At 70.2% G+C, this 14,829-nt stretch carries 18 protein-coding genes; 3 read left to right on the forward strand and 15 right to left on the reverse strand.

Annotation, left to right across the window (positions count from 1 at the left end; genetic code table 11):
* Positions 1-188: 188 nt before the first annotated feature.
* The 5 genes from AB0A97_RS00575 to AB0A97_RS00595 all read right to left on the reverse strand — a co-directional run bounded on the left by AB0A97_RS00575 (position 189) and on the right by AB0A97_RS00595 (position 3,793).
* Positions 189-350, reverse strand: coding sequence for a hypothetical protein (locus AB0A97_RS00575; protein ID WP_361142444.1), 162 nt, complete (start codon positions 348-350; stop codon positions 189-191).
* Positions 351-525: 175 nt separating this feature from the next.
* Positions 526-1,518, reverse strand: coding sequence for a 2,3,4,5-tetrahydropyridine-2,6-dicarboxylate N-succinyltransferase (gene dapD, locus AB0A97_RS00580; protein WP_361142447.1), 993 nt, complete (start codon positions 1,516-1,518; stop codon positions 526-528).
* A gap of 191 nt (positions 1,519-1,709) precedes the next feature.
* Positions 1,710-2,723, reverse strand: coding sequence for a hypothetical protein (locus AB0A97_RS00585; protein WP_361142450.1), 1,014 nt, complete (start codon positions 2,721-2,723; stop codon positions 1,710-1,712).
* 192 nt (positions 2,724-2,915) lie between these two features.
* Entirely contained in the window at positions 2,916-3,473 is a 558-nt protein-coding gene (locus AB0A97_RS00590) for a TetR family transcriptional regulator (protein WP_361142453.1), read from the reverse strand.
* On the reverse strand, positions 3,473-3,793 hold the full coding sequence (locus AB0A97_RS00595) for a multidrug efflux SMR transporter (RefSeq protein WP_361142455.1): 321 nt from the start codon (positions 3,791-3,793) through the stop codon (positions 3,473-3,475). Before AB0A97_RS00595 ends, AB0A97_RS00590 begins: the two co-directional genes overlap by 1 nt.
* A 129-nt stretch (positions 3,794-3,922) precedes the next feature.
* Here AB0A97_RS00595 and AB0A97_RS00600 point away from each other — a divergent pair, with 129 nt between their 5' ends.
* Positions 3,923-4,798, forward strand: coding sequence for an alpha/beta hydrolase (locus AB0A97_RS00600; protein WP_361142457.1), 876 nt, complete (start codon positions 3,923-3,925; stop codon positions 4,796-4,798).
* A 10-nt stretch (positions 4,799-4,808) separates the two neighbouring features.
* Here the strand turns inward: AB0A97_RS00600 and AB0A97_RS00605 are convergent, their stop codons facing one another.
* The 10 genes from AB0A97_RS00605 to AB0A97_RS00650 all read right to left on the reverse strand — a co-directional run bounded on the left by AB0A97_RS00605 (position 4,809) and on the right by AB0A97_RS00650 (position 12,549).
* Complete coding sequence (locus AB0A97_RS00605; RefSeq protein WP_361142459.1) at positions 4,809-5,174, reverse strand: VOC family protein; 366 nt, start codon at positions 5,172-5,174, stop codon at positions 4,809-4,811.
* Positions 5,175-5,303: 129 nt separating this feature from the next.
* Positions 5,304-5,438, reverse strand: a complete 135-nt coding sequence (locus AB0A97_RS00610; RefSeq protein WP_361142462.1) for a lasso RiPP family leader peptide-containing protein — start codon at positions 5,436-5,438, stop codon at positions 5,304-5,306.
* Positions 5,439-5,873: 435 nt separating this feature from the next.
* Complete coding sequence (locus AB0A97_RS00615) at positions 5,874-6,209, reverse strand: metal-sulfur cluster assembly factor (protein WP_030021265.1); 336 nt, start codon at positions 6,207-6,209, stop codon at positions 5,874-5,876.
* Complete coding sequence (gene sufU, locus AB0A97_RS00620; RefSeq protein WP_030021264.1) at positions 6,206-6,664, reverse strand: Fe-S cluster assembly sulfur transfer protein SufU; 459 nt, start codon at positions 6,662-6,664, stop codon at positions 6,206-6,208. Before sufU ends, AB0A97_RS00615 begins: the two co-directional genes overlap by 4 nt.
* A gap of 20 nt (positions 6,665-6,684) precedes the next feature.
* Positions 6,685-7,941: a cysteine desulfurase gene (locus tag AB0A97_RS00625; RefSeq protein ID WP_361142466.1), complete on the reverse strand. Its 1,257-nt coding sequence runs from the start codon at positions 7,939-7,941 to the stop codon at positions 6,685-6,687.
* Complete coding sequence (gene sufC / locus AB0A97_RS00630; protein ID WP_361142469.1) at positions 7,938-8,702, reverse strand: Fe-S cluster assembly ATPase SufC; 765 nt, start codon at positions 8,700-8,702, stop codon at positions 7,938-7,940. The genes AB0A97_RS00625 and sufC overlap by 4 nt, the downstream gene beginning before the upstream one ends.
* Before the next feature lie 6 nt (positions 8,703-8,708).
* Positions 8,709-9,044, reverse strand: coding sequence for a non-heme iron oxygenase ferredoxin subunit (locus AB0A97_RS00635; protein ID WP_125056971.1), 336 nt, complete (start codon positions 9,042-9,044; stop codon positions 8,709-8,711).
* The gene (gene sufD, locus AB0A97_RS00640) at positions 9,041-10,225 is read right to left on the reverse strand and encodes a Fe-S cluster assembly protein SufD (protein WP_361142473.1); all 1,185 of its coding nucleotides are present in this window, start codon (positions 10,223-10,225) and stop codon (positions 9,041-9,043) included. The genes AB0A97_RS00635 and sufD overlap by 4 nt, the downstream gene beginning before the upstream one ends.
* 57 nt (positions 10,226-10,282) lie before the next feature.
* Positions 10,283-11,704: a Fe-S cluster assembly protein SufB gene (sufB, locus tag AB0A97_RS00645; protein ID WP_361142475.1), complete on the reverse strand. Its 1,422-nt coding sequence runs from the start codon at positions 11,702-11,704 to the stop codon at positions 10,283-10,285.
* Positions 11,701-12,549 (reverse strand): ArsR family transcriptional regulator, encoded by an 849-nt coding sequence (locus tag AB0A97_RS00650; RefSeq protein ID WP_361142478.1) that lies wholly within the window; start codon positions 12,547-12,549, stop codon positions 11,701-11,703. The genes sufB and AB0A97_RS00650 overlap by 4 nt, the downstream gene beginning before the upstream one ends.
* 370 nt (positions 12,550-12,919) lie before the next feature.
* On the opposite strand from AB0A97_RS00650, the gene AB0A97_RS00655 reads away from it, so the two are divergent.
* Both AB0A97_RS00655 and AB0A97_RS00660 read left to right on the forward strand, forming a co-directional pair.
* Complete coding sequence (locus tag AB0A97_RS00655; protein ID WP_361142480.1) at positions 12,920-13,882, forward strand: ABC transporter ATP-binding protein; 963 nt, start codon at positions 12,920-12,922, stop codon at positions 13,880-13,882.
* On the forward strand, positions 13,879-14,682 hold the full coding sequence (locus AB0A97_RS00660; protein WP_361142483.1) for an ABC transporter permease: 804 nt from the start codon (positions 13,879-13,881) through the stop codon (positions 14,680-14,682). Before AB0A97_RS00655 ends, AB0A97_RS00660 begins: the two co-directional genes overlap by 4 nt.
* Positions 14,683-14,829 lie beyond the last annotated feature (147 nt).

The following is a 14,829-nucleotide window of genomic DNA, read 5'->3' on the forward strand; positions in this document are numbered from 1 at the left end:
GCGCAGGGCCGGGCAGCGATGACGCCGCCCGTACACACAGCGAGCCTCGTCCACGAACCCGTACGGCAACGCACCACCGAGCGAAACCCCGGCGAACCCGGCCCGCATCCCGTCGTGCGAAATCACCGGATGCGCGAGCTTGAACCCCGCGGGCGGCGTCGCAGGCCGCTCCTCCGGCAGCCGCAGCCTCATCGCCCGGCCGGCACCGGGTCCCGCTCCGGCACGCCGTCGGCCACCACCTCGTCAGGAAGCGCGGTCGCCCCGGCCGTCTCCTCCGCGCACGGCACGCCCTCCGCGCACTCCTCGCTCTCCTCCGCGAAACCGACAGCAAGCGCTTTACCCAGCCTCATGACGCCTCCAAGGACGGTACGTACGGCCGGTCCGTCGAACACCGTCCCGCCATGGTGACCCAGGGACGCCCCGCTTGGCACCGTCCGATACCGGCCACAGCACCCACCGCACACGACCGCGGCCCGGCGGGGATTCCCACCGGGCCGCGGTCTGTGCCGTGTGCGGCGCGCGTGCTCAGTTGTGGCTGTGCAGCACGTCGTTCAGGCCGCCCCAGTTGGCCTTGTTGGGGCGGGCCTCGACGGTGCCGGTGGTGGAGTTGCGGCGGAAGAGGATGTTGTCGGCGCCGGAGAGTTCGGCGGCCTTGACGATCTGGCCGTCGGGCATGGTGACACGGGTGCCCGCGGTCACGTACAGGCCGGCCTCGACCACGCACTCGTCGCCCAGCGCGATGCCGATGCCGGACTCGGCGCCGAGCAGGCAGCGCTCGCCGATCGAGATGATCTGCTTGCCGCCGCCGGACAGGGTGCCCATGGTGGAGGCGCCGCCGCCGATGTCCGAGCCGTCGCCGATGAGGACGCCCGCGGAGATACGGCCCTCGACCATCGAGGTGCCGAGGGTGCCCGCGTTGAAGTTGACGAAACCCTCGTGCATGACGGTGGTGCCGGCGGCGAGGTGCGCGCCCAGCCGCACGCGGTCCGCGTCGGCGATCCGTACGCCCGCCGGCATGACGTAGTCCGTCATCCGCGGGAACTTGTCCACGCTGGTGACCTGGAGGTGCAGGCCCTCGGCGCGGGCGTTCAGGCGCGCGGTCTCCAGCTTGTCGACGGGCACCGGGCCGATCGAGGTCCAGGCGACGTTGGCCAGCAGGCCGAACATGCCCTCCAGGCTCTGGCCGTGCGGCTTGACCAGCCGGTGGCTGAGCAGGTGCAGGCGCAGGTACACGTCGTGCGCGTCCAGCGGCTTGTCGTCCAGCGAGGAGATGACCGTACGGACGGCCACGACCTCGACACCACGGCGCGGGTCCGGGCCGACCGCCTTCGGCGCGGCCTCGCCGAGCAGCTCGACGGCGCGCTCGTCGGTCAGCCGCTCGGTCCCGGCGGGGCCGGGGTCGGCGACCAGCTCGGGAGCGGGGAACCAGGTGTCGAGGACGGTGCCGTCGGTGGTGACGGTGGCGAGCCCGGCGGCGACGGCGCCGGTGGCGGGGGTGGAGGTAGCAGCATCGGTCATGTCGAAAACCTAACCGGAGGGGGGCGGTGGAGGCGAACCGGTCCCGGGGGGCGCGACGCGGGATCAGGCCAGGCCCCGGCCCCACACCCGGAACCGCCCCCGGCCCCGCCCCGGCGCCAGCCCCGCCCCGGGCCAGGCCGACACCAGCCCCACCCCCCGACTCGGCACCAGCCCTGCCCCCGACCCGGCACCTAGATCCGGCTCACCGTGCCGCAGTGGCCCGCCTCGTCCTCGCTCAGCTCCTTGCTGCGGTCGTACGGATCGACCTCCGGCCCCGACGTCATGGGCCCTGATCGGCCGTCCGCGAACCGGGGGTGCAGGAATCCGTCGTACACCTCGCAGGCGGTATTGCCGAAGTCGGAGTTGTACCTGGTCAGGGCCAGTTTGCCCGGCGTCGCCCGGAAACGTTCCGGGTCGTTGACCTCGAAGTCCACCACCCGGCGGACCACCGTACGGGTCACCTCGGAGGCGCCCTGGGCGGCCCGTACGACCGGGTAGACGAAGGTGTAGTCGGAGTGGATCACCAGTGCGCCGTCCTGCCCCTCCTTGAACGTCATCCGCCCCCGCGTCTTGACGACGTCGCCGGCGGGCCGCGCCTCGCGCGGGTCGAAGCGGGTGAACAGTTGCAACGGGTCGTGCTCGCGGCCCGGCTTCGCCAGCCAGGCTTCCAGGTCCTGTCGCGTTCCCGGCTGGAGCGGGTCGACAAGGTCCAGCGCCGCCGCGGGCCGCTCGCCGCGGAGCGTGCGCGGGTTCAGGTTGGCGTCGACGAGCAGGTCCCTGGCCTTGCGCAGGACGTCCGCCACCTCGTCCTTCGACAGTCGCCCCACGGCCTTGGCCTCCGGCGGGACGAGGCCGGCGGCGCCGTCCGCGTAGCGCAGGGCGGGCGAGCCGGCGAAGGGTTCTTTCAGGGTGGGGGCGGCGGGGAACGTCTCGTCGGCGGGTGCGGAGCCGGGTGCAGCGGTCTCGGCCGGCAAGGGTTTGGCCACGGCGTCACCACCGGCCAGGCCGGGCAGCTTCGACCGCATGTCACCGGGGTTCACGGCGAGCGTCACCACCCCAGCGGCGACGATCACCACCGCCACGCCGGTACGTATCCGCTTCCGCCGCCGCGCGGCCCGCCCGGCCCGGTCCCGCCAGGCCGGCCCGGTGTACGAGTTCTCGGTACCGTCCGCCTGCGCGCCCGCGCCCCGGGTCTTTCTCTTCACGTGTGTTCGCTCGCCTCGTACCGCCGGGTGGCTACGGGCGCGGAACGCCGCACGAACACCCCAGGTGATCATTAACGAACAAGATCTACACGGGAACGGACACACGCCACAAGTTGGCTGGTGATCGAACGGCGCCCCGCGCGCGACCACCGGAAGCCACCGCAAGCCACGGCACGCCACCGGCACCTCACCTCACCCGATCACCCTCGCCACCGCATCCCGCACCTCCGCCCGGTCGAACGTCCGCCCCGTCAGCAGATGTTGCAACATCAGCCCGTCGATCAGCCCGACCAGCGCCCGCGCCGTCCCCTTGTCGCCGGTCCGCCGCTCCAGCAGCTCGACCATGGCATCGAGACACTCGGCCGCGAGCGGACGCACCGCCTCGTGCCGCAGCGCCGCGAGATACAGCTCGTATTCCAGCTCCACCCGCGCCCGGTCGCCGCTTCCGCCTTCACCCCCGCCCAGCCACTCCTCGACCAGCCGCGTCACCTCGTCCGCGAGCGGGGCCGCGGGATCCACACCCCGCACCCACACCTCGATCCCGGTCAGCCACTCCCCGTTGACCTGCCGCAACGCCGCCGTCAACAGGTCGTCCAGCGAGGCGAAGTGGTACGTCGTGGACCCCAGCGGTACGTCCGCCTCGGCCGCCACCGCGCGGTGACTGAGCCCGGCGATGCCCCGCTCGCCCACCACACGGATCGCCGCGTCGATGATCCGCTGCGGCCGGTCCGGGTCGTAACGGCGCGGCATCAGTGCGTCCCGCCCAGATTCAGCACGACGACCCCCGCGATCACCAGCACCACCCCGATGATCCGCGCCGCCGTCGCCGCCTCCCCCAGAAACACCATCCCGATCGCCGCGACGACAGCCGTCCCGGCCCCGGACCAGATCGCGTACGCCGTCCCGACGTCCATCGTCTTCAGCGTCTTCGCGAGCAGCACGAAGGCGATGACGTATCCCAGCACCGTGCCGAGCGAGGGCCACAGCTTGCTGAAGCCGTCGCTGTACTTCATCGAGGTCGTCGCCAGGATCTCGGAGATGATCGCCGCGGCAAGCGTCACATACACCATATGTACGAGCGTACACAAGGATGCGTACGGTCGTACACAACCGGATCACACCCCTCCGCGCCGGCGTCTCCGGCACGGCTTGGCGAAACTCGGGTGCGGAGCGCCCCGCTCCCGCCCATGATGTTGATCATGTCTACGTATGTCGATGCACCTGACCGGCTGGGCGAGAGCGCTCTGCCTGACGGGCGGCTACTCGGCTGGGCCGAGTGGGGGCCGCCGGACGGAGTGCCCGTCCTGCTGTGCCCGGGGGCGGCCACGAGCCGGTGGCTCGGCTTCGGCGCAGACGTTGTCGAGTCGCTCGGCGTGCGCCTCGTCTCCGTGGACCGTCCGGGGCTCGGCGTCTCGACGCCCGCCCCCGGGCGGACCTTCTCCGCGTTCGCCGAAGACCTGCGGCACCTCTGTCTGCTGCGAGGGCTGGGGCGCCCCGCCATGGTCGGGAACTCCCAAGGCGCACCCTTCGCTCTCGCCTGCGCCGCGGCGGGGGTCGCCTCGGCACTGGCGGTCGTCTCCGGCGCGGACGAGGTTGCCGCGCCGCAATTCGCTTCCGTTCTGAAACCGGACCTGCGCGGTCTCGTCGAGCGGACCGCGCACGATCCGGCCGGTGCCGAAGAGCTGTTCGCGACCTTCACCGCGGATGCGATGTGGGACATGGTCATGGCCAAAAGCCCGGAGTCCGACCTTGCCGTGTACCAGGACCCCGGTTTCGCGGCCGGCTACCGCAGGGCCTTGGACGAGGCATTCGCTCAAGGCCCTGCCGGTTACGCCCGCGACACGGTCCTGGCGATGGGACGGTGGCCCTTCGCCCTCGACAAGATCCGTGTCCCGGTCGACATCTGGTACGGCGAGCAGGACACCAGCCACTCACCCGACAACGGAGCCCTGCTCGCTGCCCGTGTCCCTGGTGCGCATCGTCATGTCGTGCCGGGAATCGGCGGGGCACTGCTGTGGACACATGCCCGGTCGGTCCTCGCGCCGCTCGTCGGGGCAGCCGGCTCCGGCGGGTAGGTGACGTCGGTCAGTCCAGCAACGACTTCTTCGGCCGCAGCACGCAGAATTCGTTCCCCTCAGGATCTGCCAGCACCACCCACGACACATCCTCCCCCTGCCCCACGTCCACCCGGCGCGCCCCGAGCCCGATGATCCGTTCGACCTCGGCGGCCTGGTCGTCCGGCGACAGCTCGATGTGCAGCCGGTTCTTTCCCGCCTTCGCCTCCGGTACGGCGAGGAAGCCGATGCCCGGCAGCGCGTGCTCGTCCACCGCGATGATCACTTCTTCCTCGTCCTCGTGGATGATGCGCCAGTCCAGCACCTGGGCCCAGAAGGTGGCGAGCCCCTTCAGATCGTGCGCGTCGATGGAGAGCTGATACAGAGAAACGGCCATGCCCGCCAGTGTGCCGGGCGGACATGGCCGTGTCAGGGGGTCGGCGCAATCACCGAGGCGCGCTTCGCCAACCGCAGATGCCGGTGCGGGGGCGCTGTGGCGCTGATGGGCGCGCCCGGTAGGGCAGGCTCACCACCAGGGGGTCAGATGGCCGCCGTTGCCGTCGCTGCCATAGGTTCCGTGACCGAGGGTGAGTTCGGTGAAGTCGCCGACCTCCACGACTTCCGGGGATTCGTACTCGGCGGCTTCCTGGACGTCCTGCATGGTTCCTCCCTGATGCCGGCGTACGCACGGCTTGTTCGCCTTGATCCCATGGTGTCCGTCAGGGGCGGGGGCCGCCGATCCCTCACAGGAGTGGGCGGATGGTGCGCGGGCGTAACCGGCCTTGCCCACATGACCGACGCCTGCCCCCGTCGCCTCCGGCGCACGAACCACAGCCGACCATCGAGCACATCACTTCTTCCTCGTCCTCAGAGAGGGCCACGTCCGCAAGGTCGCCGGGCGGACGTGGCCGTGTCAGGAGGTCGGACGATCAGGTGGGGAACTCCCGCGCATCCCAACCAGACCGGCTGTATCAACATCGTCACGGCTGTACAGGTGACCGAGGTCTTCCGGGCGGCGCGCAAGTAGACGTGCAAACGGCTGTGCCCGCCGGAAGTACTCCGGCGGGCACAGCCGCGAAAACAGATCGCGTTCCGATCAGACGTTGAACCCCAGTGCCCTGAGCTGCTCACGTCCGTCATCGGTGATCTTGTCCGGGCCCCACGGCGGCATCCAGACCCAGTTGATCTTCAGTTCGTTGACGATGCCGTCCGTGGCGGACTTCGCCTGGTCCTCGATGACGTCGGTCAGCGGGCAGGCCGCCGAGGTGAGCGTCATGTCGATGGTGGCGATGTTGGCGTCGTCCACGTGGATGCCGTAGATCAGGCCCAGGTTGACGACGTCGATGCCCAGCTCGGGGTCGACGACGTCGTAGAGGGCCTCGCGGACCTCTTCCTCCGAGGCCGGCTTGGTGGTCACTGCGTTGTCGGTCATGCGGTTTTCGCCTCCTCGGAGAGGGCCTTGGCGGTGGCGTCCTTCCAAGCCATCCAGCTCAGCAGGGCGCACTTGACGCGGGCCGGGTACTTCGAGACGCCGGCGAACGCGACGGCGTCCTCCAGCACCTCCTCCATCGCGTCGTCCGGCTCCAGCTGGCCGCGGGACTGCATCAGTTCCAGGAAGGTCTCCTGGATCTTCTGCGCCTCGCCCAGCTCCTTGCCGACCAGCAGGTCGTTGAGCACGGACGCGCTGGCCTGGCTGATGGAGCAGCCCTGGCCCTCGTACGACACGTCTTCCACGGTCGCACCGTCGAGCCGTACGCGCAGGGTGATCTCGTCACCGCAAGTCGGGTTGACGTGGTGCACCTCGGCGTCGCCGTCCCGAAGACCGCGCCCGTGCGGGTGCTTGTAGTGGTCCAGGATGACGTCCTGGTACATGGAATCCAGCTTCACGGCTCAGTCAGTCCTCGTCCTCATCCGAAGAAGTTGCGGACGTGCTCCAGCCCCTCGACGAGGGCGTCGACCTCGGCCGGAGTGGAGTACAGGTAGAAAGACGCTCGCGTGGTCGCGGGAATTCCGTACCGCAGGCAGACCGGCCGCGCGCAGTGGTGGCCGACCCGGACCGCGATGCCCTGCTCGTCGAGAACCTGGCCCACGTCGTGCGGGTGGATGTCACCGAGCGTGAAGGAGATCGTCGCGCCGCGGTCCTCGGCCGTGGCGGGGCCGATGATGCGCAGGTCCGGGACCTCCAGCAGCCGCCGGACGGCGTACTCGGTGATCGCGTGCTCGTGCGCGGCGATGTTCTCCATGCCGATCGAGGAGAGGTAGTCCACGGCCGCGCCGAGGCCGACGGCCTGCGCGATCGGGGGCGTGCCCGCCTCGAACTTGTGGGGCGCGGGGGCGTAGGTCGAGGAGTGCATGGACACCGTCTCGATCATTTCGCCGCCGCCGAGGAACGGGGGCAGGTCCTCCAGGAGTTCCTGACGGCCCCACAGGACGCCGATGCCGGTCGGGCCGCACATCTTGTGGCCGGTGAAGGCCACGAAGTCGGCCTGGAGGGCCTGGACGTCCAGCACCATGTGCGGGGCGGCCTGCGAGGCGTCGATGCAGACCAGCGCGCCGACCTCCTGGGCGCGGCGGATGATCGCCTCGACCGGGTTGACGGTGCCCAGCAGGTTGGAGACGAGCGTGAAGGAGACGATCTTCGTACGGTCGGTGATGACCTCGTCGATCGTGTCCAGGTCGAGCCGGCCGTCGTCGGTCAGCCCGAACCACTTCAGCTTCGCGCCGGTGCGCTGCGAGAGCAGTTGCCACGGCACGATGTTGGAGTGGTGCTCCATCTCGGTGATGACGATCTCGGTGTCGTGATCGACCCGGTACGGCTCGTCCGCCCAGCCGAGCATGTTGGCCACGAGGTTGAGCGACTCCGAAGCGTTCTTGGTGAAGATCACCTCGTCGCGGCTGGGCGCGTTGACGAAGGCGGCGACCTTGTCGCGCGCGCCCTCGTACAGCGCCGTGGCCTCCTCGGCGAGCACGTGCACGCCGCGGTGGACGTTGGCGTTGTAGCGCTCGTAGTACCCGTTCAGCGCGTCGAGCACCTGACGGGGCTTCTGGGAGGTGGCCGCGTTGTCCAGGTACACGACCTTCTTCCCGTCATGGATCTGTCGGTCCAGGATGGGGAAGTCCTTGCGGATCGCCTCTGTGTCGAGGAGGCCCGGCAGCTTTGTCACGCGGTTGCGCCACCCTTCACGTACTCCTCGTAGCCCTCGGCCTCCAGCTTGTCCGCCAGCTCCGGGCCGCCGGACTCGGCGATCCGGCCGTTGGCGAAGACGTGGACGTGGTCGGGCTTGATGTACCGGAGAATCCGGGTGTAGTGGGTGATCAGCAGGGTGCCCACGTCACCGGACTCGCGGACGCGGTTGACGCCCTCGGAGACGACGCGCAGCGCGTCGACGTCCAGGCCGGAGTCGGTCTCGTCGAGGATCGCGATCTTCGGCTTGAGCAGCTCCAGCTGGAGGATCTCGTGGCGCTTCTTCTCACCGCCGGAGAAGCCCTCGTTGACGTTGCGCTCGGCGAAGGCCGGGTCCATGGACAGCCGCTCCATGGCCTCCTTGACCTCCTTGACCCACGTACGCAGCTTCGGGGCCTCGCCGCGGATGGCGGTGGCCGACGTACGCAGGAAGTTGGAGACCGAGACGCCGGGGACCTCGACCGGGTACTGCATGGCGAGGAAGACGCCGGCGCGGGCGCGCTCGTCGACGGACATCTCCAGGACGTCCTCGCCGTCGAGGGTGACGGTGCCGCCGGTGATCGTGTACTTGGGGTGACCCGCCAGCGAGTAGGCGAGGGTGGACTTGCCGGAGCCGTTGGGGCCCATGATGGCGTGCGTCTCGCCCTGCTTCACGGTCAGGTCGACGCCCTTCAGGATCTCGCGCGGGCCGCCTTCGGCCTCGACGGAGACGTGCAGGTCGTGGATCTCAAGCGTTGCCATGGGGACTCAGGACTCCTGGGTGACGGAGACGAGCACGGAAGCGTCCGCGCCTTCTCCTTCGATCTTTACGGGGTATACGGGGACGGGCTGCGTGGCGGGGAGCCCGGACGGCTTGCCGGTGCGCAGGTCGAAGCTGGAGCCGTGCAGCCAGCACTCGATCGCGCAGTCGTCCACCTCGCCCTCGGACAGGGAGACGTTCGCGTGCGAGCAGATGTCGTTGATCGCGAACACCTCCCCCTCGGTACGGACGAGGGAGACCGGCACGCCGTCGATCTCGACGCGCTTGGGGCTGTCCTCCTCCAGCTCGGCCAGCCCGCAGGCGCGTACGTAGGCCGGGCTCATGCCACGGACGCTTCCAGCTCGGCCTCGATCTTGGCGATCAGGCGCTCCTCGACGTCCGGCAGGCCGATCTGCTGGACGAGTTCGGTGAAGAAGCCGCGGACGACCAGCCGGCGGGCCTCGTCGGCCGGGATGCCGCGGGCCATCAGGTAGAACAGCTGCTCGTCGTCGAAACGGCCGGTCGCCGAGGCGTGGCCGGCGCCGACGATCTCGCCGGTCTCGATCTCCAGGTTGGGCACCGAGTCGACCCGCGCGCCGTCGGTGAGCACGAGGTTGCGGTTGAGCTCGTAGGTGTCCGTGCCGGTGGCGGCGGCCCGGATGAGTACGTCGCCGATCCAGACGGCGTGCGCGTCCTGGCCCTGGAGGGCGCCCTTGTAGACGACGTTGGAGCGGCAGTTCTGCGCCTCGTGGTCGACGAAGAGGCGGTGCTCCTGGTGCTGGCCGTTGTCGGTGAAGTACAGGCCGTAGAACTCGGCCTCACCGCCGGGGGCCGCGTAGGTGACGCGCGGGTGCAGCCGGACCACGTCGCCGCCGAAGGTGACGACCACGGACTTGAAGCCGGCGTCCCGGCCGACCAGCGCGTTGTGCTGGCCGACGTGGACGGCGGTGTCGTCCCAGTCCTGCACGGAGACGACGGTCAGCTTGGCGCCGTCGCCGATGAGGTAGTCGACGTTGGCGGCGAGCGTCGCGTCGCCGGTGTGGTCGATGACGACGACGGCCTCGGCGAACGCGCCCAGCTCGATCACCTGGTGGCCGAAGGCCGTACCGCCCTCGCCGTGCACCGCGATGCGGATCGGCTCGGTGAGCACCGTCTCCTTGGGCACCGTGATGACGGACGCCTTCTCGAAGGAGCTGTACGCCTGGGCGGCGACCCGGTCGACGGGCTTGCCGGCCTTGCCGACCCGCGGGTCGTCGCGCTCGACGAGCTCGTGGGTGACGCCCTCGGGCGCCGTGATGTCGATCTTCAGGTCGGCGCCGGACGCGACGGCGGTGCCGTCGTGCAGGCCCTTCAGGCGCGCGAGGGGGGTGAAGCGCCACTCCTCCTCGCGGCCGTGCGGCACCGGGAAGTCCGCCACGTCGTAGGACGGCGGCGCGCTCATCCGGGTGGCGACGGTGGACTCGGCGGCCACCGCGATCGAACCGGTGGTCGTGGACCCCGCCGGGATTGTCTGAGCCTCAGCCATGGCTGTCGTCGTGCTCTCTTCCTCGTGAGAATTCAGTCGCTGCGTGCGCGGGGGGCGTCAGCCGACCGCGCCTTCCATCTGCAGCTCGATCAGCCGGTTCAGCTCCAGCGCGTACTCCATCGGCAGCTCGCGGGCGATCGGCTCGACGAAGCCGCGCACGATCATCGCCATCGCCTCGTCCTCGGACAGGCCGCGCGCCATCAGGTAGAAGAGCTGGTCGTCGCTGACCTTGGAGACGGTCGCCTCGTGGCCCATCGTGACGTCGTCCTCGCGGACGTCCACGTACGGGTAGGTGTCCGAGCGGGAGATCGTGTCGACGAGCAGGGCGTCGCACAGCACGTTGGACTTGGAGCCCTCGGCGCCCTCGCCGATCTCGATCAGGCCGCGGTAGGACGTACGGCCACCGGCCCGCGCCACCGACTTGGAGACGATGTTGGAGGACGTGCGGGGAGCCATGTGGACCATCTTGGCGCCCGCGTCCTGGTGCTGGCCCTCGCCCGCGAAGGCGATGGACAGGGTCTCGCCCTTGGCGTGCTCGCCCATCAGGTAGACGGCCGGGTACTTCATCGTCACCTTGGAGCCGATGTTGCCGTCGACCCACTCCATGGTCGCGCCCTCGTAGGCGACGGCGCGCTTGGTGACCAGGTTGTAGACGTTGTTCGACCAGTTCTGGATCGTCGTGTAGCGGCAGCGGCCGCCCTTCTTCACGATGATCTCGACGACCGCGGAGTGCAGCGAGTCGGACTTGTAGATCGGGGCCGTGCAGCCCTCGACGTAGTGGACGTAGGCGTCCTCGTCGACGATGATCAGCGTCCGCTCGAACTGACCCATGTTCTCGGTGTTGATGCGGAAGTACGCCTGGAGCGGGATGTCCACGTGCACGCCCTTGGGGACGTAGATGAACGAGCCTCCCGACCAGACCGCGGTGTTCAGCGAGGCGAACTTGTTGTCGCCGGCCGGGATCACCGTGCCGAAGTACTCCTTGAAGAGCTCCGGGTGCTCCTTGAGCGCGGTGTCGGTGTCCAGGAACAGGACGCCCTGCTGCTCCAGGTCCTCGCGGATCTGGTGGTAGACCACCTCGGACTCGTACTGCGCGGCCACACCCGCGACCAGCCGCTGCTTCTCCGCCTCGGGGATGCCCAGCTTGTCGTAGGTGTTCTTGATGTCCTCGGGCAGGTCCTCCCAGGAGGCGGCCTGCTGCTCCGTGGAGCGCACGAAGTACTTGATGTTGTCGAAGTCGATGCCCGACAGGTCCGAGCCCCAGTTCGGCATGGGCTTCTTGTCGAAGAGCTTCAGGCCCTTGAGGCGGAGCTTGAGCATCCACTCGGGCTCGTTCTTCTTGCCCGAGATGTCGCGGACGACCTCCTCGGACAGGCCGCGCTTGGCGGAAGCGCCGGCCACGTCGGAGTCGGCCCAGCCGTATTCGTACGTGCCCAGGCCCTCAAGCTCAGGGTGAGCAGTCTCCGTGGGGAGAGTCATGCGGGGTTCCTCCCGGCCGTGCTTGCAGAAGCATTGGTGGTCTTGGTGGTGCGGTGGGCGGTCTTGCCGGCGGCCTCGCGGCCCTTCGGGACGAAGGTCGTGCAGACACCGTCGCCGTGGGCGATGGTGGCAAGACGTTGCACGTGGGTCCCCAGCAGGCGGGAGAAGACCTCGGTCTCCGCCTCGCACAGCTGCGGGAACTGCTCGGCGACGTGGGCGACCGGGCAGTGGTGCTGGCAGAGCTGCTCACCTAGCTGATGACTGGGCGCGCTGCGTGCCGTAGCAGCGTACCCGTCCGCGGTCAACGCCTCGGCAAGTGCCTGCGTACGTCCTTCGGGGGACGCGGACTCCACGCTCGCGCGGTAGCCCTCGGCCAGCGCGGCGAAGCGGGCGCGGGCGAACGCCGCGATCGCGGCCTCGCCCAGCTCGCCGCCGCCCGCGCTCTCCGCGATCCAGCGCAGCGCGTCGGCCGCGAGCTGGTCGTAGGACTGGTCGAAGGCGTCCCGGCCGCAGTCGGTGAGCGCGAAGACCTTGGCCGGGCGGCCGCGGGTGCGCGTGCCGTAGACGCGCTTCTCGCGGGGCTCGACCACGTTCTCCGCGACGAGGGTGTCGAGGTGGCGGCGGACGGCCGCCTGGGTCAGCTCCAGCCTGAGGGCCAGCTCGGCCGCGGTGGACGGACCGTGGTCGAGGATGGAACGCGCGACGCGGTTGCGCGTGCCCTGCTGTTCGTCGTGGTGCGGCGCGGCGCCGGAGACGGACCGCGCCGTCCGTGCGGGCGCGGGGCGGTCCGGCCCGCCGGCCGGGCGGGCCGCGGTGCCTTCCTGTTCCTCGCTCGCGTATTTCACAACGCCATTGTTGCGTAATTCCTCAGGCCGAGACAACCCTCTGCCGGATCACGGACCGGTGGCCTCGATCACTTAGGGTCACCTAATCGCCGCACCGGTCCGAGCTTCGTACGTGTGCACCGACACCCGTGGTGACCTGCGAGTTCGCCGGTTCCGGCAGCAGCCGGGGGCCCGCCTCGCGGCCCGGCCCGGGACCCGGACGATCTACGCCCCGCACAGGACCGCCCCGCTCCCCCACCCGAAGGACTCTGTTCTTTTTGTCGCGTGAGTCCGCCTTCTCCGGTTCCTCATCCGGTTCCTTTCCGGCGGGAGTCGGCACCTTTTCGCCCCCGCTCCTGCCGGCACCCCCGCGCTTCGTAGACTTCCGGTCATGCGCAGCGCCTCCTCCGGGGACACCCCCCGGACCCCCGGCCGTCCGCCTGCCGTCGAGGTCACCGGCCTGGTCAAGCGGTACGGGACCAAGACCGCGGTGGACGGCCTCGACCTCAGGGTCGAGGCGGGCTCGGTCACCGCCGTCCTCGGGCCCAACGGTGCCGGGAAGACCACCACCGTCGAGATCTGCGAGGGCTACCGCCGCCCCGACGCGGGCACCGTCCGCGTCCTGGGCCTGGACCCGGTCGCCGACGCCGCGGCGCTACGCCCCCGTATCGGCGTGATGCTCCAGTCCGGCGGCGTCTACGCGGGCGCCAGGGCGGAAGAGATGCTGCGGCACACCGCCAGCCTGCACGCGCACCCTGTCGACGTGGACCTGCTGATGGACCGGCTCGGCCTGGGCAGTTGCGGCCGTACGAACTACCGGCGGCTGTCCGGCGGACAGCAGCAGCGGCTCGCGCTGGCCATGGCCGTCGTGGGCCGCCCCGAGCTGGTCTTCCTGGACGAGCCGACGGCCGGGCTGGACCCGCAGGCCCGGCACGCCACCTGGGACCTCGTACGGGAACTGCGCACCGACGGCGTCAGCACCGTACTGACCACCCACTTCATGGACGAGGCCGAGCAGCTCGCCGACGATGTCGCGATCATCGACGGCGGCCGGGTGATCGCCCAGGGCAGCCCGGAGGAGCTGTGCAAGGGCGGCGCCGAGAACACCCTGCGCTTCACCGGACGGCCCGGCCTCGACCTGGGCGCGCTGCTCAAGGCGCTGCCCGCGGACAGCGCGGCGGCCGAGCTGACGCCCGGCACATACCGGGTGACCGGCACGATCGATCCGCAACTGCTGGCGACGGTCGCCTCCTGGTGCGCGCAGCACGGCGTGCTGCCGGACGCCATAGCGGTCGAGCGGCACACCCTGGAGGACGTCTTCCTCGAACTGACCGGCAAGGAGCTGCGTTCATGACCGCCACCGGCACGACGGACGGGGGCGGCGCGGCCGTCGCCGGCACCTTCGCCCCCCGGCCCGGCGCGGCCCCGCTGCCCCGGATGATCCGCGCGCAGGCCCTCCTGGAAACGAGGATGCTGCTGCGCAACGGCGAGCAGCTGCTGCTGACCGTCGTCATTCCGACGCTGCTGCTGGTGCTGTTCTCCGCCGTCGACATCGTCGACACGGGCGCCGGCAAGGCGGTCGACTTCCTGGCGCCAGGCATCCTGGCGCTGGCCGTGCTGTCCACCGCCTTCACCGGGCAGGCCATCGCGACCGGCTTCGAGCGCCGGTACGGGGTCCTGAAGCGACTGGCCGCGTCGCCGCTGCCGCGCTGGGCGCTGATGACGGCGAAGACCTGCTCGGTGCTGGTGACCGAGATCCTCCAGATCGTGCTGCTGACGGTGATCGCGTTCGTGCTGGGCTGGTCCCCGCACGGCAACCCGCTGTCCGTGGTGCTGCTGCTCGTCCTCGGTACGGCGGCGTTCTCCGGCCTCGGCCTGCTGATGGCGGGCACCCTCAAGGCGGAGGCGACGCTGGCGGCGGCCAACCTCGTCTTCCTGCTGCTGCTGGTGGGCGGCGGCGTGATCGTGCCGCTGGACAAGTTCCCGGACGCGGCGCAGTCGGTGCTCGGGCTGCTGCCGATCTCCGCGCTGTCGGACGGCCTGCGGGACGTCCTCCAGCACGGCGCGGGCATGCCGTGGGGTGACCTCGGCATCCTCGCGGTGTGGGCGGTGCTCGGGCTGGGCGCGGCGGCCAGGTTCTTCCGCTGGGAGTAGCGGCTCTGCCCGGTTCCGGTCCCTGGACCTGGACCTGGACCTGGAGCGGTTCTGCCCGGTACCGGCCCCTGGGCCAGCCCGGTCCGGCGCTGGGACCGGGCGTGACCTGCGGGTACGTAAGAGACCCGCGCGTTGCCCACCCCCTCG

Origin of the sequence: Streptomyces sp. NPDC045470 (assembly GCF_040646595.1) — a bacterium.
Classification (GTDB): Bacteria; Actinomycetota; Actinomycetes; order Streptomycetales; family Streptomycetaceae; genus Streptomyces.